The 23,323-nt window shown below is 61.7% G+C and carries 23 protein-coding genes; 13 read left to right on the forward strand and 10 right to left on the reverse strand.

Annotation, left to right across the window (positions count from 1 at the left end):
- Positions 1–40 precede the first annotated feature (40 nt).
- The 3 genes from V6617_RS04070 to V6617_RS04080 are packed head-to-tail and all read right to left on the reverse strand — an operon-like array spanning position 41 to position 2,918.
- The gene (locus V6617_RS04070; RefSeq protein ID WP_338609287.1) at positions 41–1,312 is read right to left on the reverse strand and encodes a TRAP transporter large permease; all 1,272 of its coding nucleotides are present in this window, start codon (positions 1,310–1,312) and stop codon (positions 41–43) included.
- Positions 1,313–1,346: 34 nt separating this feature from the next.
- Complete coding sequence (locus V6617_RS04075) at positions 1,347–1,838, reverse strand: TRAP transporter small permease (protein ID WP_338609289.1); 492 nt, start codon at positions 1,836–1,838, stop codon at positions 1,347–1,349.
- Positions 1,839–1,895: 57 nt separating this feature from the next.
- Positions 1,896–2,918: a TRAP transporter substrate-binding protein gene (locus V6617_RS04080; RefSeq protein WP_338609291.1), complete on the reverse strand. Its 1,023-nt coding sequence runs from the start codon at positions 2,916–2,918 to the stop codon at positions 1,896–1,898.
- 122 nt (positions 2,919–3,040) lie between these two features.
- Here V6617_RS04080 and V6617_RS04085 point away from each other — a divergent pair, with 122 nt between their 5' ends.
- The gene (locus V6617_RS04085; RefSeq protein WP_338609292.1) at positions 3,041–3,715 is read left to right on the forward strand and encodes a GntR family transcriptional regulator; all 675 of its coding nucleotides are present in this window, start codon (positions 3,041–3,043) and stop codon (positions 3,713–3,715) included.
- 93 nt (positions 3,716–3,808) lie between these two features.
- On the opposite strand, the gene V6617_RS04090 is transcribed toward V6617_RS04085, so the two are convergent.
- The 7 genes from V6617_RS04090 to V6617_RS04120 all read right to left on the reverse strand — a co-directional run bounded on the left by V6617_RS04090 (position 3,809) and on the right by V6617_RS04120 (position 11,504).
- Positions 3,809–4,573, reverse strand: a complete 765-nt coding sequence (locus V6617_RS04090; protein ID WP_338609293.1) for an SDR family oxidoreductase — start codon at positions 4,571–4,573, stop codon at positions 3,809–3,811.
- A 44-nt stretch (positions 4,574–4,617) separates the two neighbouring features.
- Complete coding sequence (locus V6617_RS04095; RefSeq protein ID WP_338609294.1) at positions 4,618–6,399, reverse strand: IlvD/Edd family dehydratase; 1,782 nt, start codon at positions 6,397–6,399, stop codon at positions 4,618–4,620.
- Positions 6,396–7,322 carry a DMT family transporter gene (locus tag V6617_RS04100; protein WP_338609296.1) on the reverse strand — a complete coding sequence of 309 codons (927 nt, stop codon included), beginning with the start codon at positions 7,320–7,322 and terminating at the stop codon, positions 6,396–6,398. The genes V6617_RS04095 and V6617_RS04100 overlap by 4 nt, the downstream gene beginning before the upstream one ends.
- Positions 7,323–8,534 carry a mandelate racemase/muconate lactonizing enzyme family protein gene (locus V6617_RS04105; protein ID WP_338609298.1) on the reverse strand — a complete coding sequence of 404 codons (1,212 nt, stop codon included), beginning with the start codon at positions 8,532–8,534 and terminating at the stop codon, positions 7,323–7,325.
- 116 nt (positions 8,535–8,650) lie between these two features.
- Positions 8,651–9,658: a TRAP transporter substrate-binding protein gene (locus V6617_RS04110; protein ID WP_338609300.1), complete on the reverse strand. Its 1,008-nt coding sequence runs from the start codon at positions 9,656–9,658 to the stop codon at positions 8,651–8,653.
- Between the two features lie 38 nt (positions 9,659–9,696).
- Entirely contained in the window at positions 9,697–10,974 is a 1,278-nt protein-coding gene (locus tag V6617_RS04115; protein ID WP_338609302.1) for a TRAP transporter large permease subunit, read from the reverse strand.
- On the reverse strand, positions 10,971–11,504 hold the full coding sequence (locus V6617_RS04120; protein WP_338609304.1) for a TRAP transporter small permease: 534 nt from the start codon (positions 11,502–11,504) through the stop codon (positions 10,971–10,973). Before V6617_RS04120 ends, V6617_RS04115 begins: the two co-directional genes overlap by 4 nt.
- A 209-nt stretch (positions 11,505–11,713) precedes the next feature.
- On the opposite strand from V6617_RS04120, the gene V6617_RS04125 reads away from it, so the two are divergent.
- The 12 genes from V6617_RS04125 to V6617_RS04180 all read left to right on the forward strand — a co-directional run bounded on the left by V6617_RS04125 (position 11,714) and on the right by V6617_RS04180 (position 23,140).
- Positions 11,714–12,739 carry a LacI family DNA-binding transcriptional regulator gene (locus V6617_RS04125; RefSeq protein WP_338609306.1) on the forward strand — a complete coding sequence of 342 codons (1,026 nt, stop codon included), beginning with the start codon at positions 11,714–11,716 and terminating at the stop codon, positions 12,737–12,739.
- A 31-nt stretch (positions 12,740–12,770) separates the two neighbouring features.
- On the forward strand, positions 12,771–13,760 hold the full coding sequence (gene denD / locus V6617_RS04130) for a D-erythronate dehydrogenase (RefSeq protein ID WP_338609307.1): 990 nt from the start codon (positions 12,771–12,773) through the stop codon (positions 13,758–13,760).
- Positions 13,757–14,503, forward strand: a complete 747-nt coding sequence (locus V6617_RS04135; RefSeq protein ID WP_338609309.1) for an SDR family oxidoreductase — start codon at positions 13,757–13,759, stop codon at positions 14,501–14,503. Before denD ends, V6617_RS04135 begins: the two co-directional genes overlap by 4 nt.
- 166 nt (positions 14,504–14,669) lie before the next feature.
- Entirely contained in the window at positions 14,670–15,797 is a 1,128-nt protein-coding gene (locus V6617_RS04140) for a fumarylacetoacetate hydrolase family protein (protein WP_422394801.1), read from the forward strand.
- 322 nt (positions 15,798–16,119) lie between these two features.
- Positions 16,120–17,151, forward strand: a complete 1,032-nt coding sequence (locus tag V6617_RS04145; RefSeq protein WP_338609312.1) for a LacI family DNA-binding transcriptional regulator — start codon at positions 16,120–16,122, stop codon at positions 17,149–17,151.
- A 196-nt stretch (positions 17,152–17,347) separates the two neighbouring features.
- A complete protein-coding gene (locus tag V6617_RS04150) occupies positions 17,348–18,019 on the forward strand; it encodes an amino acid ABC transporter permease (RefSeq protein WP_338609313.1) in 672 nt (223 codons plus the stop codon).
- A 9-nt stretch (positions 18,020–18,028) separates the two neighbouring features.
- Positions 18,029–18,685 (forward strand): amino acid ABC transporter permease, encoded by a 657-nt coding sequence (locus V6617_RS04155; protein ID WP_338609315.1) that lies wholly within the window; start codon positions 18,029–18,031, stop codon positions 18,683–18,685.
- A 37-nt stretch (positions 18,686–18,722) separates the two neighbouring features.
- Complete coding sequence (locus V6617_RS04160; RefSeq protein ID WP_338609316.1) at positions 18,723–19,520, forward strand: transporter substrate-binding domain-containing protein; 798 nt, start codon at positions 18,723–18,725, stop codon at positions 19,518–19,520.
- Positions 19,521–19,543: 23 nt separating this feature from the next.
- Entirely contained in the window at positions 19,544–20,305 is a 762-nt protein-coding gene (locus tag V6617_RS04165) for an amino acid ABC transporter ATP-binding protein (protein WP_338609317.1), read from the forward strand.
- 50 nt (positions 20,306–20,355) lie between these two features.
- Positions 20,356–21,297: a 2-hydroxyacid dehydrogenase gene (locus tag V6617_RS04170; protein ID WP_338609318.1), complete on the forward strand. Its 942-nt coding sequence runs from the start codon at positions 20,356–20,358 to the stop codon at positions 21,295–21,297.
- A 108-nt stretch (positions 21,298–21,405) separates the two neighbouring features.
- Positions 21,406–22,137, forward strand: a complete 732-nt coding sequence (locus tag V6617_RS04175) for an SDR family oxidoreductase (protein WP_338609319.1) — start codon at positions 21,406–21,408, stop codon at positions 22,135–22,137.
- Positions 22,138–22,288: 151 nt separating this feature from the next.
- A complete protein-coding gene (locus tag V6617_RS04180) occupies positions 22,289–23,140 on the forward strand; it encodes a fumarylacetoacetate hydrolase family protein (protein WP_338609321.1) in 852 nt (283 codons plus the stop codon).
- Positions 23,141–23,323: the final 183 nt, after the last annotated feature.

A 23,323-nucleotide genomic window follows, 5' to 3' on the forward strand; every position in this document is an offset into this window, starting at 1 on the left:
TATTCTTCTTGTCGGTTGGGTTGGCACGGCCGAGAGCGGCCTAGTTGAGAAGGTTCGGAAGCCAGGTCGAGAGTTCGGGGACGAAAACCAGAAGCAGAATGGCCGCGATCTGCGCGATCAGGAACGGCACAAGGGCTTTAAAGAGTGGCGAGAGACCGATATTGCCGATCTTCATGAGCACGAACAAAACCACTCCAAAGGGCGGTGTGATCAGCCCCATGGCGAGGGTCAGGATAATGACCATGGCGGCTTGAATCGGGTCGATCCCGAGCTGGGTTATCGTGGGCATGAGCAGAGGCACGAAAATGATGAGTGCCGCGCCGATATCGAGGAACATGCCCAGGATCAGCATCAGGACGACGACCCCGATCAGAAACAGGGTCGGATCGCCGCCAAAGAACGGCACCATCGCCGAAACGAAGCTCGAAATGCCCAACAGGTTCAGCGCGTAGGACAGGATGGCAGCCGCCGCGACCAGAAAGTAGATGGTCGCAGTGACCCGCGCCGAGACCACGACGGCGCGCCAGACATCGGCGATCGAGAGCGAGCGGAAGATCACAAGACCCAGGACGAGCGCCACAAATACCGCGATGCCGCCACCCTCGGTGGCGGTAAAGGCGCCAGTGACCATGCCGCCGACGATGACGACTGGCAGAATGGCAACGATTGCGCTCTCGATCAGCAACCGCGGCATCTGCTTGCGCTCGACCACGATCGCGGATTTGGGCAGGCCCCTGGTCATGGCGGTGACAAAGACCACGGCGACGCATGCAAGGCCCATGATCAGGCCCGGGATGACACCGGCGAGAAACAGATCGACGATCGAGAGCCCGGAGACCGCTGCCATGATGATGGCGAGGCCGGACGGGGGAATGATGGGCCCAACGATCGAGGACGAGGCCGTGACCGCAGCGGCGTACTCCTTGGTGTAGCCTTCTTCGGGCATCACCTTTAAGAAGAACCGCCCAAGGGCGCTGGCGTCGGCGACCGCCGAACCCGATACGCCGGCAAACAGGACTGATGCGGTGATGTTGGTATAGGCGGTGCCGCCGGGTATGCGTCCGATCACGAGCGAGGTCGCGCGCACGATCCGGTCGGTGATGCCGCTGATGTTCATAAGCTCGGCGGCCAGAATATAGAACGGCACGGCCAAGAATATGAAGCTGTCCACGCCGCCGAAAAAGCGCGTGATGATCACCTGGGGCGGAATGCCGAACTGCCAGATGCCGAACGTGCCGGCCAGGCCAAGGGCGAAGGCGATCGGGATCCCGAAAATGAGCAGCACAAAGGATATGGTTGCAACCCAGGCCATTGGATCACCTCATCAAAGGCGTTGAAGACATGCGCTAGAGGCGCTCGGGTTCGGCATTGGCCGAGGCAAAGCCCGAGATCGCGCACAGGACGATCTGAATGAGCATAAGAAGGGCGCCCGCAGGAATGGCGAGATAGACCCAGAACATCGAGATGCCCGAGGCGGCCGCGGTCTGGCGCGTGTTGGCCATGGTCGCGGGCCAGCCGTAATAGACCAGAAGCACACAGAATAATCCGCCCACCAGATAGGTGGTGGTCAGAACCAAATGGCGCCGATGCGGTGCCAAAAGCTCACCAAGGCTTTCGACGGCCATGTGCTCGGCATAATAGATGGACGCGGTACCCCCCAGCATCATCACCCAGATCATGGAATAGCGCATGATCTCCTCACCCCAGGGGATCGATGATCCCAGGATATAGCGACCGAACACCTGCGAGAAATTGAGGCCGCACACGAAGATGAAGATCGCTGCCGCGCTCCACTGGCAGACGAGGGCCAAGCCTTTCGAGAGGGTCTTTAACCGCATCGGATTCTCCGCTGAACGATGGCGGGCCGCCTCGCCAGGACGAGACGGCCCTGCGTGCTACTGGCCGTAGACCGAGGCCTCTGCGGTTTCAACGGCCGCTTCGATGCGGTTGAGAACATCTTCGCCGACCTGACCGAGAATGAACTCACGCACGGGCTGATAGACGGCGTCGCGGAACATGGACTTTTCCTCGGGCGAGGAAATATGAACCTCGACGCCCATCTCGCGGATTGCGTCGATGGCGGCCCAGTCGCCGGTGGTCTTTTCCACGTTCTCGACAGCGGCCATCACGCGCGCGCCATCGGCGACGATCTGCTGATGCTCGGGTGTGAGCGAGGTGAACCATTCGTCATTGGCCACAACGATGTGCAGCCCGAACACATGCTCGTTGAGGGTCATGTATTGGGCTACCTCAGCGGCTCCGCCCGACAGGTGGACCGATGGCGGGCTTTCAAGGCCATCGACAACGCCCTGCTGGAAGGCCATCGTGGCTTCCGATCCGGCGATCGGAGTGGGGTCGGCGCCCAGCGCAGAGACCATTTCCATATAGACCGGGCTCTCCATGGTGCGGATCTTCATCCCCTCCATGTCCTGGGGCGTCTGAATGAGTCGCTCATTGTTGAGGAACGAGCGGAAGCCGTTCTGGGAAAATGCCAAGGCGCGGATGCCGGTCTGTTCGCGGATATCTTCGAGCATCCACTGGCCGAATTCACCGCTCATCACTTCCCAGGCGACCGGAGCCGAAGGGAAAAGGTAGGGCATGGACCAGGCCTGGATGGGGGCGTAAAAGCCGGCAAAGGCGCCATCGGAGGGCAGGGTCATGTGCAAGGTGCCCTGCTGCACCATCTCGGTGGTGTCTCGGACCGAGCCGAGCTGGTTGCCCGGGAAGATGCGGACGGTGAGATCGCCGCCGCTCTTGTTCTCGACATATTCCTTGAATGCGGTGACCGCGTTGAATTCGGGGTTGTCGCCTTCATACATCTCCAGCGCAAAGCGAATCTCTTCACTCAAGGCAACCGGGGCGACAGCAAACGATGCCGCAGCCAAAAGGCCAGCGGATAGCGCACGGATTACAGACATATTCTCCTCCTATATTCTGCAGATTGTGGAAACAAACATCGAAATTATACAAAGTCAATGTCCGATTGTGTGGTAACGGCTTTGCGGGTAGACTCGGGCGAGCTTGGAAAAGGAGTGCGCTGGTGACTGAGGTTCTGGCATCGAGCGAACGCAGAGTGGTTCGGCCCCGGCCCCGCATGGGGTTGGCCGAATTGATGCGCGAAGACATCGTTTCGGGCGCGCTGCCGGCCGGAAGCCGGTTGAAAACCATCGAGCTGTCAAAGCGATACGGGGTCAGTACCAATCCGGTTCGCGAGGCCCTGCACCAATTGAGCGGAGAGGGATTCGTGGTCTTGTCGCGCAATCGTAGCGCGCAGGTGCGCAGCCTCGATGAGAGCTTCGTGCGCAATATCTTCGACATCCGTACCCTTATCGAGCCGTATCTGATCCGGGTGTTTGTCGAGCAGGCCCATGAGGACGACCTCGAACGCGCCCGCGCCGTACAGCTTCGCCTCGAGCAGTCGCAGGGCGATCAGGTCGAATGGGATAGCCTCGACGAGGAATTTCACGGCATCATGTACAAGCGCCACTTCAATGGAGAGGCACGCGCCATTCGTCAGCGTCATGGTGAAGTGGTCAGAGCCCTGGCGCGCCGCTATCCGATCAGCTCGGCCCGCCGCGCGGCCGTTCTCAAGGATCACTGGGATATTATCGAGGCCGTCGCCGCCCATGATGCCGACAGTGCGGCCAGGATCGTCGAACGCCACGCCCGGGGTGCCGAGCGTCACTTGCTGCTTCGAATGCAGGAAGGGCGTTGATCGCGAAGACTGCGGCCGGTAATCATCATTGCCAGTGACAAAGCATTCGCACCGACGGCGAGCCTGGGCCCCGGCAGGGTCGGCGGCTGCCGCTCAGACTGAAATGGTCAGACCACCATCGACATAGAGGGTGTGACCGTTGACAAAGCTGGCCGCGTCGGATGCGAGGAAGATGGCGGCGCCTTTGAGTTCGTCGAGATCGCCCCAGCGACCGGCCGGAGTGCGGGCCTCGAGCCAGGCTGTGAATTTTTCGTCTTCGATCAATGCCTTGTTGAGTGGCGTCTTGAAATAGCCCGGCGCTATGGCATTGACCTGCAGACCCTTTGCGGCCCAATCGGTGGCCATGCCTCGGGTCAGATTGCGGACGGCGCCTTTGGCGGCCGTATAGGGCGCGACCGAGGTACGGGCCAGTTCCGACATGGCCGAGGCGATGTTGATGATCTTGCCGTGCCCGCGCCCGAGCATGAACCGCGCGACAGCCTGGGCGACGTAAAAGACCGAGTTGAGGTTGGTTTTCATCAGTTCGTCCCATTTGTCGTGGGGGAAATCTTCGAGCGGGGCGCGGTGCTGCATGCCGGCATTGTTGATGAGGATATCGATGGGGCCGATCTCGGCTTCGATCTTGCTGACGGCGGCGTGGACGGCGGCGGGGTCGGTGACATCGAAGGGCGCGATGTGGGCGTCGTGGCCCTGTGCCTTGAGGGTTTTGGCTGCGGTCTGGAGCTTTTCAGGGTTGCGGCCATTGAGGACAACGCGGGCGCCGTGCGAGGCGAGGCCTTGGGCAAGGGCGTGGCCGATGCCCTGGGAGGAGCCGGTGACAAGGGCGGTTTTTCCAGTGAGGTCGAAGAGGTCTTTCATGGGCGGCTCCGTGCAGGCAGATAAAGTCGAGGGCCTTGCGACGACTAGTGATTGTCTCTGGGCAGGCCTTTGGCATGGGCGATGCGCTGGTAGTTGACGGCGGGTTTGAGGACGGCACCGTCACCGAGTTGATCGACCAACCCGCGCTGGATTTCCTGCCAGGGGGTCTGATGATCGGGGAAGGGGTATCCGCCCTTTGCGTCGAGCTCGGCGCGGCGGCGGGCCAGTTCCTCATCGCTGACCAGCATGTCGGCGATGCCCAATTTGAGATCGATGCGCACGCGGTCTCCGGTCCGGACCAGGGCCAGACCGCCGCCAGCGGCGGCTTCGGGGGAAGCGTTGAGGATCGAGGGGGAGCCCGAAGTGCCCGACTGGCGGCCATCGCCGATGCAGGGCAGGGCATGGATGCCGCGTTTGATGAGATAGGAGGGCGGGCGCATATTGACCACTTCGGCGGCGCCCGGATAGCCGATGGGGCCGGCGCCGCGCATGAACAACAGGGTAAACTCGTCGATTTCGAGGGCCGGGTCGTCGATGCGGTGGTGATAATCCTCGGGGCCATCAAAGACGACGGCCTTGCCCTCGAAGGCTTCGGGATCATCGGGATTGGAGAGATAGCGCTGGCGGAATTCGGGCGAGATGACCGAGGTCTTCATTATGGCGTTATCGAACAGATTGCCCGAAAGGACGATAAATCCGGCATCCTCGGTCAGAGGTGTGTCGAAGGGGCGAATGACGTCAGGATCGAGGATGGGGGTGGCGCGGCAGTTCTCGCCGATGGTCTGGCCGTTGGCGGTGGGGGCGTTCTCGTAGATCAGACCCTTTTTCATCAGCTCGTTGACGACAGCGGGGACACCGCCGGCGCGGTGGAAATCCTCGCCCAGATATTCGCCGGCCGGCTGGAGATTGACCAGCAGGGGGATGTGGTGGCCGTGGGTCTGCCAGTCCCTGATCGAGAGGTCCACGCCGATATGGCGGGCGATGGCATTGATGTGGACCGGCGCATTGGTCGAGCCGCCGATGGCCGAATTGACGGCGATGGCGTTTAGAAAGTTCTCGCGGGTGAGGATGTCGGAGGGTTTGAGATCCTCATGGACCATATCGACGATACGCTTGCCGGTGCGCCAGGCGATCGCGGCGCGATCCTTGTGTGGAGCGGGGATGGCGGCAGAGCCGGGCAGTTGCATGCCGAGTGCTTCGGCAAGCGAATTCATGGTGGTGGCTGTGCCCATGGTGTTGCAATAGCCTACCGAGGGGGCCGAGGAGGCGACAAGCTCGATAAATTCCTCATAGCCGATTTCGCCGGCGGCCATCATCTGGCGGGCCTTCCAGATGATGGTGCCCGAGCCGGTGCGTTCACCCTTGAACCAGCCGTTGAGCATGGGGCCGACCGAGAGTGCGATGGCCGGGATATCGACAGTGGCGGCACCCATGAGCATGGCGGGGGTGGTCTTGTCGCAGCCGATGGTGAGGACCACGCCATCGAGTGGGTAGCCATAGAGCACTTCGACGAGGCCGAGGTATGAGAGGTTGCGGTCAAGGCCTGCGGTGGGGCGCTTGCCGGTTTCCTGAATGGGGTGGACCGGGAATTCGAATGCGATGCCGCCGGCCTCGCGGATGCCTTCGCGCACGCGCTGGGCGAGGACCATGTGGTGGCGGTTGCAGGGAGAGAGGTCCGATCCGGTCTGGGCGATGCCGATGATGGGTTTGCCGGATTGAAGTTCTTCGCGGGTGATCCCGTAATTCATGTAGCGTTCGAGATAGAGCGCGGTCATGTCGGGGTTTTCGGGGTTGTCGAACCAGGCGCGGGAGCGAAGTTTTTTCATAGGGTTTCTCCTGTTCCGCTGACGGCTGGCGCGGGGGAGGTGCGCCGCGTCCGTTGTTCGCGGAGGTAGATGATGAAGCTCGAGGTGATGATGATGGCGGCGCCGACCAGCGTGAGGGGGCGCGGCAGGTCGCCAAAGAAGAGATAGCCCAGAATGATCGCCCAGGGCAGGAGCGTATATTGTAGCGGGGCAACGGCGGCGGCATCGGCGAGTTTGACGGCGCGGTTGACGCAGATATGGGCGAGCATGGCGACCACGCCGAGCGTGCCGAGCAGCAGGAAATCGGGCACGGTGGGGGTAACCCAGCCGAATGGGGTGAGGATCAGACCGGCGATGAGGGCGCCGGTGATCTGGAAGAAAACAAGCGTCTTGTCGGGCGTGCCGCGCAGGGTGCGACCGGTGATGACCATCAAGGCAAAGGCCAGAGTGCCGACGACCGAAACGAGGATGGCGAGGGGATTGATTTCCCCCGAGGGGGTAAGGGCGACGAGCACGCCGACAAAGCCAAGGCCGATGGCGGCCCAGCGGATGGGGCCGACCTTTTCCTTCAAAAGGAACGGCGACATGGCGGCTACATAGATGGGGGCGGCGAGCCAATAGGTCATCACATCGGCCAGCGGCAGGAAATAGACGGCCCAGTAAAAGCAGAACACTTCGGCGGTGGAAAACACCACGCGGGCGAACTGAAGCTTCGGCCGCTCGGCGGAGAGAATGGGTTTAAGGCCCGATTTCCAGAGGAATGGCAACAGGATAACCAGGGCGACGGCGGAGCGCAGCAAGAGCACCTGGCCGACCGAATAGGTGGCGACCAGCCATTTGCCCATGGCATCGTTGAGTGAAAACAGGAACATGGCCAACAGCATGATGAGCACGCCCATGCGGGCGGGGGACATCGGGACCGGTGTTGCCTTGACGCTGCTCATCTAGAGTTCTCCCTCGGCATTGGAGCGCCGATGGATGGCATCGGGGCGGGTAAAGAGTTCGGGGAGGAGTTCGATGCCCAACCCCGGGGTATCGGGCAGGGTGATCTGGCCGTCGCCAACGATCGGGAGGGCATCGACGACTTCGGTGTACCAGCCGGTATAAAGGGCGCGCACCGATTCCTGGATCAAGGCGTTGCGGGCGTGGAGCGAAAACTGGCAGGAGGCCATGAAGACCACTGGCCCGGTGCAATCGTGCGGCGCGACGGGGATTTGTTGGGCTTCGGCCATGCCGGCGATCTTTCTTGCTTCGGACAGCCCGCCACACCAGGAGAGATCGAGCATGGCGACCCCCGCGACGCCGGTGGCGAGATAATCGCGGAAGGCGTGGGGATAGGCCAGTGTCTCGGAGGCGCAGATCATGGCATCGGTGTGGGGGGCGTAGGCCTTGAGGGTATCGAGGCTGTCCATGCGCACGGGATCTTCGTGCCAATAGGTATCGTAGGGCTTTAAAGCGCGCGCGATGCGCTGGGCGGCGGGCAGGCGCCAAAGGGAATGGAACTCGACCATGATGTCCATCCTGTCGCCGACGGCCTTCCTGATCTTTTCAAAAGGTTCGAGCGCGGTCTTGAGCTCAGCGGCCGAGATGTCGAGACCATGGGTGCGCTCGGCGGCGATATCGAAGGGCCAGATCTTCATGGCTGTGATCCCTTCATCGAGAAGGGAGAGCGCGAGCTCGTCGGCGCGGTTCAAAAAGGCGTCGAGGTCTTCGTAGGGGCCGATGGGCATGGCATCAAGGCCCCAATTGTCGACCGACTGGGCGCGGTTGTCGCGGATATAGGAATAGCCGGCGCAGGTATTGTAGGTGCGGATCGTATCGCGGGACTTGCCACCAAGCGCGACCGAAACGGGGACGCCGAGCGCCTTGCCGAAAATGTCCCACAGCGCGATGTCGATGGCCGAATTGCCGCGGGTTTCGACCCCGGCCCCGCGCCAGCCCAGATAGCCGATGAGATCCCGGTTGATCGCTTCGATCTGCAGCGGATCGCGGCCGACCAGTTTGGGGGCGACGGTTTCGTGAATATAGGCTTCGACCGCTGCGGCGCCGAGGAAGGTTTCTCCAAGACCCGTGATGTTCTCATCGGTCTTGATCAGAATCCAGACGACATTGCCGAACTGTCCAAGGCGCAGGGTTTCGACGGCTGTGATCTTCATGGGCGGATCCGTGTCGGACGGTTGTTCAAGAAAAGGGCGGAGCCGAGGCTCCGCCCTTCTGGTCGGTCATGCGCCATGAGTGTGGCGCGTGACCTGAATCGTCAGGGAGGAGACGATTATTCGCCGCGGATGGCGGCGAGCTCGGCCTGGGCGCGTTCGACAACGTCGGCACCGATGGAATCGGCGCTGCGCTCGTAAACGCCGGCAACGGCTTCGCGGATTTCGGCCATGGCTTCGTCCGAGATGTCGTTGACTTCGAGACCGGCATCGATAATGCGCTGCAGCGATTCATCGGACAGGGCACGGCTCGATTCACGCTGCACGGTCTGACCTTCAGCGGCGCAATCGAAGAGCATCTGCTGTTCTTGTTCCGACAGCGTGTCAAAGATCGGGCCCGAGAACAGGACCATGAACGGGGTATAGGCGTGACGGGTGTTGGAGACATAATCCTGCACTTCATAAAAGCGCGAGGTGTCGATCGTCACATAGGGGTTTTCCTGGGCGTCGATGGCACCGGTTTCCAGAGCCGTGAACACTTCACCGAAGGCCATTGGCGTTGCATTGGTGCCAAGGGTCTGGAAGGTGTCGAGGAAGATGTTGTTCTGCATGACGCGGACGCGCATGCCCTCGAAATCGGCAAGCGTTTGGACCGGGCGCACCGAGTTGGAAAGGTTGCGGAAGCCGTTTTCCCAGAAGGAGAGATTCACGAGGCCGACTTCGGGCATCATGTCGGAAATGTACTGGCCGAACTCGCCGTCGAGAAGCGCATCGGCTTCTTCATCGCTCGAGATCAGGAAGGGCAGGTCGAAAACACCCAGGGCCGGCTCGATGGCAACGAGCGGGGAGGTCGAGGAAATGACCATTTCGAGCGTGCCCGAGCGCAGGGACTGAGCCGACTGCAGATCGTCGCCCAGGGCCGAAGACCAGAAGGCGTTGACCGTCCAGGCGCCACCCGAGGTTTCATCGACGCATTGGGTGAAGGTATCGACGCCATCGGCGACAGGGTGATCTTCGGCAATGCCGTTGGCGATGCGGATGGTGCGGTCGGTGAACTGGGCATGGGCGGGCAGAGCCACGCTCATGGCCAGAGCTGCGGCCAGCGAGGTTGTGACGATGGTTTTCATTTTGAGAACTCCTCCATTGGTTTTTGGTGAACCCGAAATCAGCGCAGCCAATTGAGCGGCGTGAGCACGATCTCGGGGAACATAACGAGCAGGGCCAGCACGATGATCTGGGACAGGATGAATGGCAGAACGCCATACACCACCTTGCCCATGGGCACGCGCGAGACCCCGCTGACCACGTTGAGCACGACGCCAACCGGCGGGGTGATCAGCGAGATGCAGGTGGACATCACAAAGATGATGCCGAAATAGATGGGATCGATCTCTGCCGCCCGGATCATGGGCATGAGCACGGGACCGAAGATCAGGATGGTCGGAGCCAGGTCGAGGACCATGCCAACGACAAGCAGCAGGAGCACGATGCAGAACATCAAGAGCCTGGGGTTGTCGATGAAGGGTTCGACCAGACCGATGAGCTGGTTTGGAATGTTGGCCGAGGTGATCAGCCAGGACGTAACCAGTGCCGCAGCAACAAGGAACATCACGATGGAGGTGGTCTTTGCCGCGTTGACGAACACACGGTAAAGGCTGGCCCAAGTGAGTTCGCGATAGACGACGCCGCCCACGAACAGGGCATAGACGGCAGCAACCACTGCAGCCTCGGTGGGTGTAAAGATGCCGAACCTTATGCCGGCCAGGATAATGACGGGCATGAACAGGGCCCAGACGGCAGCGCCTGCGGCCTTGAAGCGTTCGCTGCCCGAGCTTTTGGGCAGGGTCTCGACCTTTTCCTTGCGGGCGACGAAGCCCCACATCAGCGCCAGCGAGACGGCCATCATCAGGCCCGGCACGATGCCGCCCAGGAACAGGCCGGTGATGGAGACGTTGGCGGCAACGCCGAAGATGATGTAGGCGAGCGAGGGGGGAATGACCGGGGCAACGATGCCGCCTGCGGCCATAAGGCCGGCAGCGCGCGGCACGTTATAGCCTGCATCGCGCATCATGGGCACGAGGATGGCGGCAAGCGCGGCGGAATCGGCGGCAGCCGAACCCGACATCGACGCCATGATGACCGCGGCCATCACGGCGACAAAGCCCAGCCCGCCCCGAATGTGACCCACGCAGGTGACGGCGAAATGGACGATGCGGCGCGAAAGCCCGCCCGCATTCATCAACTCGCCGGCCAGAAGGAAAAACGGGATGGCCAGAAGGGTGAAGGTGTTGGCGCCGGTGATCATCTGCTGGGCGATGATCTGGGGGTTGAACATGCCCATGAAGGTCATGAGCACGATGCCGGTGGTCAGAAGCGCAAAGGCGACCGGAAGCCCGATGGCCAAGGTCGAAAACAGCGATCCCAGGAAGACCAGGATGATCATATGGCGCGCTCCACGACTTTATTTTCCTCATACTCGCCGGCGAAACGCGCGATCTCGGTGTCGGACACGCGGCCCGTCACGATTTCGAAGAGGCGATAAAGGGCAATGAGCCCGATGCCCAGGGAGGTGAAGTAGCCGATGCCATAGACCCAGATCATCGACATGTTGATGACCGCTGCGGTCATCGATGCGTTGATCGGGTGCTGCATCCATGTGCCGTAGAAAAAGACGCCCGCTGCAAAGATGATCAGGGCGTTGCTTATCGCCATGCAAATGAGCCGGCCGGTGCGGTTGAAGCGCCGGACCAGGGTTTCCACCCCGATATGACCGTGATCCTTGAAGGCGAGAACCGCGCCGATGAAGGTGAGCCAGACGAAAAAGTACCGGCTCATCTCTTCGGAAAAGGTCAGCCCGCTGTTAAATCCGTAGCGGAGCACCACATTGGTCGCGACCATGATGACCATGCCGAACAGGAGCGCGGCCAGCACGAACTCGACCAGCCTGACGATGGTTTCGATGGCCCTAGTCATGAGCGGGGTGTCCCGTCCATGCCCAAAATTGCGCATTGCGCATGTTCAGGTCTCCTCCCATAGCGCACTTGGTAAAAGGCGCTGCAATCGCGTCGGCAAGGCGGCAGTTTTTCCTGCCAGTCACGAGCCGTCTGGACAGAGGCTTAAATGATAGCGTATGTCATTGTCAACGGCGCACCGCAATGCAATGAGTGCGCTGGAGGGAGATAGTGGGAAAAAAAGATAATATATACAGGGCGGTAACGCTAAAGGACGTTGCCGCCGCCGCGGATGTCAGCGTTATCACCGCATCGCGCGCGCTGCGCACGCCCGAGATCGTTTCCGACAAGGTTCGCGAGCGCATTCATGCGGCCGTGGATGCGCTGGGCTATGCGCCCAATCAGGCGGCAAGAGCGCTTGCATCGGCGACCACATCGACAATCGGGGTGCTGATTCCCTCGGTGACCAATCTGGTGTTTTCCGATGTCATGCGCGGGATCTACGATGCCGTCGAAGGCACGCCCTATCAGGTGCAGTTGGGCAATACGCGCTACACCAACCGCAAGGAAGAAGAATTGCTCAAGGTGTTTGCGGCGCAGCGACCGGTCGGACTGATCGTTTCGGGGATCGACCAGTCCCAAGCTGCGCGGGCGCTGCTGGACAGTTTTGGCTGCCCGGTGGTCCAGATCATGGATATCGGGCCCGATCCCATCGACATGATGATCGGGTTCGATCATCGCGAGGGCGGACGGGCGGCGGTGCGGCACCTGATCGAAAACGGCTATCGTCGAATCGGGTTTATCGGTGCGCGCATGGACCCGCGGGCGCAAAGACGGCTCGACGGCTATAGCGAAGTGCTCCATGCCGAGGGCCTTTATGACGAGCGGCTGATCCTGACCTCGCCGCAGGCGTCCTCGGTGACGCGCGGGAGCGAGATGTTTGCCGATTTTCTCGGGATGGCGCCCGATGCGGACGCCGTGTTCTGCAACAATGACGACATGGCGCTGGGCGCGCTGTTCGAGTGCCAGAGGCGCCATATCCGCGTGCCCGGCCAGTTCGGAATCATGGGGTATAACGATCTCGATTATACAGCCGCCAGCAATCCCACCATCTCGTCGATCCGCACGCTGCGCTACGACATGGGGTATCGGGCCATCGAAATGATCATCGCCGCCTCCAAGGGCGAGCGGCCCGAGCCGGCTGTTGTCGATGTGGGATATGAGCTCAAGGCCCGTCAGAGCACGGATCGCAAATAGAACCGAGGTTTGGGGAGGACAGAATCAGATTATGAATATCGTGATTATCGGGGCCGCCGGCATGGTCGGCCGCAAGCTTACCGATGCGCTTGTCGCATCGGGCACATTGGTGGGCAAGCAGATCGATGGGCTCACGCTGGTCGATGTGGTCGAGCCCGCAATGCCGCAGGCGGCGGGGATGACCATCAGGACGCGGGCGGTCGACATTGCCGATGCGGGCGTGGCGGCGACGCTGATTGCCGAGCGGCCCGATGTGATCTTTCACCTGGCGGCCATTGTTTCAGGTGAAGCTGAACTCGATTTCGAAAAGGGCTACGCGATCAATCTCGACGGAACGCGGTATCTGTTCGAGGCGATCCGGCAGGCGGGACAGAGCGCGCCCTATTGCCCGCGCTTTGTCTTTACCTCCTCGATTGCGGTGTTCGGCGCGCCGTTTCCCGACAAGATCGGGGACGAATTTTTCCAGACGCCTCGTACCAGCTACGGGACGCAGAAGGCGATCGGGGAACTGCTGCTGGCGGACTATTCGCGGCGCGGCTTTCTCGACGGGGTGGGCATTCGCCTGCCGACCATCTGCATCCGTCCAGGCAAGCCCAACAAGGCAGCCTCGGGGTTCTTTTCCTCGATCCTGCGCGAACCACTGGTGGGGCTGGAGGCCGTATTGCCGGTCAGCGAGGACGCCAGGCACTGGCACGCCAGCCCGCGGGCAGCCGTGGGATTCCTGATCCATGCGGCACATATGGATACGGCCAGCCTCGGGGCGCGGCGGAGTCTGAACATGCCGGGGCTTTCGGCGACAGTGGGCGAACAGATCGAGGCGCTGCGGCGCGTGGCCGGGGACAAGGCGGTGGCCTTGATCCGGCGCGAGCCCGATGCCATGACCACCGAGATGGTCGAGGGCTGGGCCAAGGATTTCTACGCCTCGCGGGCGCTCTCGCTGGGGTTTAGGGCCGAATCCTCGTTCGACGAGATCATTGCGATCCATATCGAGGATGAACTGGGCGGGGAGTTGCCGAAATGAAAATTGCAATCGTGACCGGCGGCGGCACCGGGGTGGGCAAGGCCATTGCCAAGGCGCTTTATGCCGACGGGTTTGCGTTGGCGCTGTTCGGGCGGCGGCTGGACGTGCTCGAGGCGACGGCCGGCGAGATCGACGCTGGCGGCGAACGGGTGCTGGCGGTTTCGGTCGATATCGGGGATCAGGCAGCGGTCGAGGCCGCGTTCAAAACGGTGATCGGGCGCTGGGGCCGTCTTGATCTTCTGGTCAACAATGCCGGGATGAATGCGCCTTCGGTGGCGCTCGAAGATGTTACGGCGGCCCAGTGGAACCAGATTGTAGGGGCGAATTTGTCGGGCGCGTTTTTCTGCACGCAGTTCGCGTTCCGCCAGTTCAAGGCGCAGAGCCCACAGGGCGGGCGGATCATCAACAACGGGTCGATTTCGGCTACGACACCGCGACCGCAATCGGCGCCCTATGCGGCGACCAAGCACGCTATTTCGGGGCTGACAAAGGCTTCGGCGCTCGATGGGCGGGCGTTTAACATTGCGGTGGGGCAGATCGATATCGGCAATGCGTCAACGGACATGACAACGCGAATGTCGTCTGGCGTTCTGCAGGCCGACGGGTCGATGGCAATCGAGCCGACCATCGATGCGGGGCATGTCGCCGGCGCGGTCAGCTATATGGCGGCGCTGCCGCTGGAGGCCAACACCTTGACGATGACCGTGATGGCGACACAGATGCCGTTTGTCGGCAGGGGCTAGGATACACCAATCTTCAGGCCATGAAGGGCTGCGCAGGGAGATTTGCTGCGCTTCCGGTACTCACGTACTCAGTGTACGCTTCGTTCCGGTTCTCGCAACCACCCTTCTCGCTCCGTCCTGACCTGAACCTCGGCACATCCTTGGAGCAAGAAAATTGGAGATGGCAATGAGCGTTTTTGATGAGGGCATTTTTCTGGGTCGAGTGCGGCTGGATGGCGGTGGGCATCCGCGCATTGTGACGGTGCGGGACGGCAAGGTCGTCGACATCACCGCCAAGGCCGCGCCGACCGTGCGCGATATCTGCGAGATGGACGATCCGGCAGGTTATGTGAGGAGCGCGCAGGGCAATGTGGTCGCCGATCTTGACGCAGTGCTGGAAGGCCAGGCGGATGGCGTAACGCTGCTTTCGCCGGTCGATCTGCAGGCGATCAAGGCGTCGGGGGTCACGTTTGTGGTGAGCCTGCTCGAGCGGGTGATCGAGGAACAGGCCAAGGGCGATGCGGGGCGCGCCGACCAGTTGCGCGGGGAAATGCTCGCGCTGATCGGGGAGGATCTGTCGCAACTGGTGCCGGGCTCGGACGCGGCGATGGCGGTCAAGGCCAAGCTGATCGAAAAGGGCGTGTGGAGCCAGTATCTCGAAGTGGGGATCGGGCCGGACGCGGAAATCTTTACCAAATGCCAGCCGATGGCCAGCGTCGGGCATGGAGCCAGTGTGGGGCTGCATCCGATCTCGACCTGGAACAATCCCGAGCCCGAAGTGGCGCTGATCGTCTCGTCGACGGGCGAAATCCTCGGAGCGACGCTGGGCAATGACGTCAATCTGCGCGACGTTGAAGGCCGTTCGGCGCTGCTGCTGGGCAAGGCCAAGGACAATAACGCGTCGGCGGCTTTGGGGCCGTTCATCCGATTGTTCGATGGGGATTTCTCACTGGACGACGTCAAGCAGATGGAGATTGCGCTCGAGGTCGTGGGCGAAGACGGCTTCAGGCTCAGCGGACATTCGTCGATGAGCCAGATTTCGCGGACGCCGGAATCGCTTGTGGCCGCCGCGTTGGGGACCCATCACCAATATCCCGACGGGCTCGCGCTTTATCTGGGGACGATGTTTGCGCCGGTGCAGGACCGTGACGGGGAGGGCAAGGGCTTTACCCACAAGCGGGGCGATGTGGTGACGATTTCGACGCCGGCGCTGGGGGCGCTGGTCAATACCGTTGGTTTGTGCACCGAATGTGCGCCCTGGACCTATGGGCCAAGGGCATTGATGGGCGATCTGGCCAGGGCGGGATTGCTTTAGGGTCCGACCTTAGCGCTGGGGCGGGTCCGGAAACTGGACGTCGGGTTCCGGACTTGGCGGGGTGCCGGGGACGTCGTTTTCGGGCTCTTGTGGCGGCGGCGGTGTGACCGGCCGACCGGGGCGCGGATGGGGTCGAGGCGGCGGGGTGTCGCCGAGCGGCGGACGGGGGTTCTGACTGTCGGGCATGGCGGGCTCCTTATCTCTTTTTAAGCAATGGTCGGGACGATGAGCGGTTCCCTTTGCGATGCCGAGTGTTGCCAATTGGGGCCGGGCTTGTCATCTTGATCTTAGATCGATCTAATAATCGCAAGGTCGGGGGAGGATGATGGGCGAAAAACCGGTGCGCAAGCCGCGCCCCACCCTTATGGACGTTGCCCGCAAGGCGGGGGTGTCGCGGGCCACGGCATCTCTTGTGGTGCGCAAGAGCCCGCTGGTGGGGGCCGAAACCCGGGCAAGCGTGGAAGCGGCGATGGCCGAGATCGGCTATGTCTATAATCTGGGCGCGGCCGGGATGCGTGCTGCGCGCAGCCGTACGATCGGAGTGATCATCCCCAATCTTTCCAATCCGTTTTTCGGCGTTTTGCTGGCGGGGATCGACCAGGTGGTCGATGGAGCGGGGCTTGCGACTTTCATCGCCCATTCGTCCGAATCGGCGGGCAAGCAGGACGGGTTCGTCACAAGGATGCGCGAGCACGGGGTGGACGGGCTGATAGTGTGCCCGGCGGCAGGCACCGCGCCACGCTTTATCGAAAGGCTGACCGATTGGGGGATGCCGGTCGTCGAGGCGCTGCGAACGGTGGGCGCCGGGGTTGTCGATTATGTGGGCATGGATCAGAGCGGGGGCATGGAAGGAGCCGTGGCGCGGCTTGTGGATCTCGGCCATTCGCGGATCGGGTTCGTGACCGCCAATCTGAACCATTCGGCCCATGACGAAAGGCTTGCCGCTTTTCGGGCAGCAATGGCTCGGCACGGGGTTGCTTCCGCCATCGAGATCGAAATCGATCCCACACATGGCGAGGCCATGGCGCTGGCGCGGCAAATGGCCGGAACACAGGATGCACCAACCGCGTGGGTCTGCCACAACGACGTTATCGGGCTGGGCATGCATCGGGGGTTTTCCGATTGTGGGCTGGTTCCGGGACGCGACATGTCACTGATCGGGTTCGACAATGTTGCCGAAACCGATCTGGTGCGGCCAGGGCTGGCCTCGGTTGCGACCGAGCCGGTCGAGATCGGGGTGCTGGCGGCGCAATTGCTGCTGCGACGGATCGAGACGCCCGAGGCGGAGGTGGAGATTCGCAGGGTGCCGTCCCATTTCGTCGAACGCGGATCGGTTGGCGCTGCCCGAGGATAATGGGGTCTGGCGGGTTCGGATCGTGGGGTTGACTCGGGGCCATTAAGGCTTTTAGATCGATCTAAATTGAAGGAGGCCGGGGCGTCGTCCGTTTCCTATTGGATCGGAAACGCAGCTTCGGAACTTAATCTGCAGCGCTGGCGGCCCGTGAATCGGGCTCTTTGAATGCGGGCATTGCAGCGGGAGGAGTGAGCGCTTGGACTATCAGTTCAACTTCGCGCCAGTGATCAACAATTTCGACCAGTTGATCTATGGCGCGCTCATCACGATACAACTGAGCTTCGGCGCGATCCTGATCGGGACGCTGATTGCGGTTCCGTGCGCCGCCGCCAAAACAGCCGGCATTCGGCCCCTGGCCTGGCTGGTCAATATCTATATCGAGGTGATCCGCAACACCCCGTTCCTCGTGCAAATCTTCTTTATCTATTTCTCGCTGCCCGCGCTGGGGATCCGGTTCGATCCCAATACCGCCGCGCTGGTGGCGCTGTCGGTCAATGTGGGGGCGTATGCCACCGAAATCGTGCGGGCGGGGATCGAATCGATCAATCGCGGGCAGGTGGAAGCTGGCAAGGCTCTGGGGCTCAAGGGGTACCAGATCTTTCGCTACATCATCTTCAAACCGGCGATCCGCACCATCTATCCGGCACTGACCAGCCAGTTCATCTATCTGATGCTGACCTCGTCGGTGGTTTCGGCGATTTCGGCGACCGACCTGGCAGCGGCGGGCAACAACATCCAGGCGACGACCTTTGCGGCGTTCGAGGTCTATCTGGTGATCACGGTGATGTATTTCATTTTGTCGCTGGGCTTTTCGGGGCTGTTTTCAGCCATCGGGCGGTCGGCGTTCCGCTATCCGTTGGCACGGTAGGGGACGGTCATGTTCAGAACCTTCGGGCCCAACGAATTCTGGTACATCGTTTTGGCGGTGCAATGGACGCTGTTGCTGTCCGCCGTTGCCTTTGCCGGTGGCGCCCTGGGCGGGATCGCCATCGCGCTGGGGCGGGTGTCGCCTGTCAAGCCGCTGCGCTATGGCGCCCTGGCCTTCATCCGGGTGTTTCAGGGCACGCCGTTGCTGATGCAGCTGTTCCTTGTGTTTTTCGGGCTCAACATTTTCGGGGTGGGGATCAATCCCTGGGTGGCGGCCGCCGTAGCACTGACGCTGCATGCCAGCGCCTATCTGGGCGAAATCTGGCGCGGCTGCATCGAGGCGGTCCCTTCGGGGCAGAGCGAAGCGAGCTGGGCTTTGGGCCTGGGCTATCGCGACCGTATGACCCATATCGTCTTGCCGCAGGCGGCCAAGATTTCCGTGGCGCCGACCGTGGGGTTTCTGGTGCAGCTCATCAAGGGCACCTCGCTCGCGTCGATCATTGGGTTCGTTGAGCTGACGCGGGCGGGCCAGATTATCAATAATGCGACATTCCAGCCGCTGACCGTGTTTTCGCTGGTCGCGGCGCTTTATTTCATCTTGTGCTGGCCGCTCTCGTTGTGGGCCCGGCACCTGGAAGGGCGGTTCGCCGTGGCAACAGCCCGCTAGACTGTCCAACAAGAGTTCAACCCAAGGGAGAGAGCAAATGAGACTGAACAAGACACTGATCGGGCTGGGTGCCGCTGCGGCGCTGACCGTGGGCCTGGCTGGGCCTGTTGCGGCGCAGACGCCGAGCGAAATCCAGGGCCGCGGCACGGTCAATATCGGGCTGCTCGTCGATTTTCCGCCGTTCGGCATTCTCGATGAAGCGGGCAATCCCGATGGCTATGACGCCGACGTTGCGCGGCTTCTGGCCGAGGACATGGGGGTCGAGCTCAACCTCGTGCCGGTGACCGGGCCCAATCGCATTCCCTATCTGGTTTCCAACCAGGTCGATATTCTCGTCGCCTCGCTGGGGATCACGCCGGAACGGGCCGAGCAGGTCGATTTTTCCGACCCTTATGCCGGCATCGAGATCTTCGTTTTTGGTGATGCCGATCTCGAGGTCACCGGTCCCGAAGGGCTTTCGGGGCAGAACATCGCGGTGGCCCGGGCATCGACACAGGACACATCGATTACCGAAATCGCGCCGGACGATGCCAACATCCAGCGGTTCGATGACGACGCCAGCGCGGTGCAGGCGCTGCTTTCGGGCCAGACTCCGCTGATGGGAGCGTCCAACGTTGTGATTTCCCAGATCAATACCATGGCGCCCGACCAGTTCGACACCAAGTTCTCGCTGCGCCAGCAGAGCCAGGCGATTGCCGTGCGTCCGGGAAGCGATGAATTGCTTGCCTATATCAACGACTTTCTCGGTCGCGTGAAAGAGGACGGCAGCCTCAACGCCCTGCATGAAGAATGGGTTGGCGGTCCGCTGCCCGAATTTGTCATTTCCGGGCAGTAACAGATCGCGCGAAAGGACACGCCATGACCACCAATGCTGAACACAATGCCGGCAATGCCGCCGTCGAAATGGTCGGCGTCGATAAATGGTATGGCTCCTTTCATGCGCTCAATTCCATCGACTTAACGGTCGCGCGCGGCGAGAAGATCGTCGTGTGCGGCCCGTCGGGGTCGGGGAAATCGACGCTCATTCGCTGCATCAACCAGCTTGAGATCGTGCAGAAAGGCACGATCACAGTCGATGGGATCGAATTGACTGCAGGAGCGAAAAACGTCGAAGCAGTGCGCCGCGACGTTGGAATGGTGTTCCAGCAATTCAATCTGTTTCCGCACATGACGGTGCTGGAAAACTGCATGCTGGCACCCAGAAAGGTGCGGGGCGTGACCAGAGAAGACGCTGAAGCCACGGCGCGCAAATATCTCGAACGGGTACGCATTCCCGAACAGGCGGACAAATATCCGGCCCAATTGTCGGGCGGCCAGCAGCAGCGCGTGGCGATCGCGCGGGCGCTGTGCATGAACCCGAAAATCATGCTGTTCGACGAGCCGACCTCGGCGCTCGACCCGGAAATGGTCAACGAGGTGCTCGACACCATGATCGATCTGGCGCGCGAGGGGATGACGATGCTGGTGGTGACCCACGAGATGGGTTTTGCCCGCAAGGTTGCCGATCGGGTGATCTTCATGGACAAGGGTGAGATCGTCGAAGTGGGCGAGCCCGAGAGCTTTTTTTCCAATCCGCAGAATGAGCGGACAAAGACGTTCCTGGGTCAAATCGCTCACTAGCCTTATCCTGATACGGACCGGGCACTCCGAAATTGTGCAAAGAGGCAGACATGGCCGAACCCATCCTGACATTTGATAGTTTGCTCGAGCCGATCGGTTCGCAACTTGCGGCGCAGTACGAACTGGTTTCCGCCGATGATCCCAAAGCGCAGGAGCGGCTTTCCGAGTTCCGCGTGGCGATGACCAATGGCGGGCTGGGTATGGAAAGCGAATGGATCGAGAAACTGCCCAATCTCGAATTGATCGCGGTCAACGGGGTGGGTACCGACCGGATCGATCTCGATCTTTGTGTGTCGCGGTCGATTCATGTGGCAACGACACTGGGGATTTTGACCGACGATGTGGCCGATATGGCGGTGGGGCTGGTGATCGCCTCGATGCGTGCGTTCGGGCAGGGCCAGGCCTTCGTGCGTTCGGGCGACTGGGCGCAGGGCAAGAAGATGGGACTGGCCCGGGCGCTCAAGGGCAAAAAACTCGGCGTTGTCGGGCTGGGTGCCATCGGGCGGGCGATCGGTGAACGGGCAGAAGCCTTCAAGTTCGATATCGGGTTCTGGAACCGTTCGGAAAAATCGGTCGCTGGCTGGAGTGCGTTCGATACGCCGGCGGCGCTGGCCCAATGGGCCGATGTGCTGGTGGTCGCGGTGGCGGCGACGGCTGAAACCCAGGGGATGATTGACAAAGAGGTTCTCGATGGATTGGGGCCGAACGGGTTCGTGGTCAACATCGCGCGTGGCAGCGTGATCGATGAGGCGGCGCTGCTCGATGCGCTGGAGGCGAAATCCATCGCGGGGGCCGGGCTGGATGTGTTCTTGAACGAGCCCAATATCGATGCACGTTTTCTGGCGCTCGATAATGTGTTTCTTATCCCCCATCAGGGCAGCGCGACCGTCGAAACGCGCACGGGGATGGCCCAGACGGTCAAGGACAATATCGATGCGTTCTATTCCGGCACGGTGCCGCCGACCTCGATCACGGCAAGCCGCTTTAGCTGATCGCTCCTGAGCGGGCGAGCCGGGCAGGTCCGGCTCGGGACGGCGTGGAGTTTACCAGGGCCGGATCGTCACTGTCGGTGGCGGCAGGATCATGAAATGGAGGGCCGCATGGCCGATATTTCGGGAAAGGTCTGTCTTGTCACGGCGGCGGCGCAGGGAATCGGACGGGCCTCGGCGCTGGCCTTCGCCGCAGCAGGTGCGCGCGTTTTTGCCACCGACATCAACGAGAAGCTTCTGCGTGAACTCGATGACGTTGCGGGTGTCGAGACGCGGGTGCTCGACGTGCTTTCGACGGCGGCGATCGAGGCTCTGGTTGCCGAGATCGGGGCTATCGACATTGTGTTCAATTGTGCAGGCATCGTCCATGGCGGCACGGTGCTCGAAGCGAGTGAAGCCGACATCGACCTTGCGCTCGAGCTCAATTTCAAGGCGCAGGCACGCACGATAAGAGCGGTGCTGCCGGGGATGATCGCACGCGGCGACGGGGCGATCATCAATATGAGTTCGGTCGCGTCTTCGGTAACAGGTGTGCCCAACCGGTTCGCCTATACGGCGTCGAAAGCCGCAGTGATCGGTTTGACCAAATCGGTGGCCGCCGATTTCGTGGGGCAGGGCATTCGCTGCAATGCGATCGCGCCGGGGACGGTGGACAGCCCGTCGCTGCAGGAGCGGTTGCGGGCAACAGGAGATTATCAAGCGGCGCGGGCTGCCTTCGAGGCGCGGCAGCCGGTGGGGCGGTTGGGGACGCCCGAGGAGATCGCCGATCTGGCCGTTTATCTGGCGGGGGCCACCTATACCACGGGGCAGGTCTACGCCATCGACGGCGGCTGGACCACTTAAATTCAGGTGAGAGCGGGCTGCGCACGGCGTCTGCCTGCGCTTCCGGTCCTCACGTATTTCTAATACGCTCCGGTCCGGTTCTCGACAGCCACCGCGCTCGCTCCACCCTGACCCGAATTGCACCATCACACGATAAGGAGACAACAAGACCATGAAGCTCATGCGCATTGGAGCCCGAGGCGCCGAAAGGCCGGCGGTCTTGCATTTGGATGGGACGATCCGCGATCTGAGCGGGATCGTTGACGATATCGCCGGAAGCGTGCTGACGCCCGAGGGGTTGAAAGAGCTTTCCGGCGCCGATCTGTCGGGATTGCCCGAACTGGACAAGAATGAGCGGATCGGGCCCTGTGTGGGGCGGGTGGGCAAGTTCATCTGCGTGGGGCTCAATTATGCCGACCATGCCGCCGAAAGCGGCCTTGACGTGCCCAAAGAGCCAGTGCTGTTCATGAAGGCGACCAGCGCGATTTGCGGTCCCAATGACGATGTCATCATTCCGAAAAATTCGAGCCAGACCGATTGGGAGGTCGAGCTTGGCGTGGTGATCGGCAAGGAAGCGCGCTATGTGGACGAGGCCGACGCGCTCGATCATGTGGCGGGCTATTGCGTGGTCAACGATGTGTCCGAGCGCGAATTTCAGGCCAAGCGCTCGGGGCAATGGGTCAAGGGCAAGTCGGCCGATACGTTCGGGCCGATCGGGCCATGGCTGGTGACCAAAGACGAGATTGCCGATCCGCAGAACCTTGGCATGTGGCTTGAGGTCGACGGGCATCGTTACCAGAACGGGTCAACCAGAACCATGGTGTACGGCGTCGCACATGTGGTGAGCTATATCTCCCAATTCATGAGCCTGCAGCCCGGCGATATCATCACCACCGGCACGCCGCCGGGGGTGGGCATGGGGATCAAGCCCGACCCGGTGTATCTGCGGCCCGGCCAGACCATGCGGCTGGGTGTTGAAGGGCTGGGCGAGCAAATGCAAAAGACTGTGGCCTGGCAGGGTTAGGCCCCTGTCCGACCGATACGGTCACCGACGCCGCCAGACCGGAGATCATCGGCGCAGGGACGCGTTGAGTCCCGCCATGCTCTGGCGACGGTAGCGGAATTCGGACGCGATATCGATGTCAGAGGACAGGGCGGCGTAGTCCTCGAACCGGCATTTGGCCGTCGGCCCCCGTGGGATAGGTAT

The organism is Pelagibacterium nitratireducens, from assembly GCF_037044555.1.
GTDB classification, from domain to species: Bacteria; Pseudomonadota; Alphaproteobacteria; order Rhizobiales; family Devosiaceae; genus Pelagibacterium; species Pelagibacterium nitratireducens.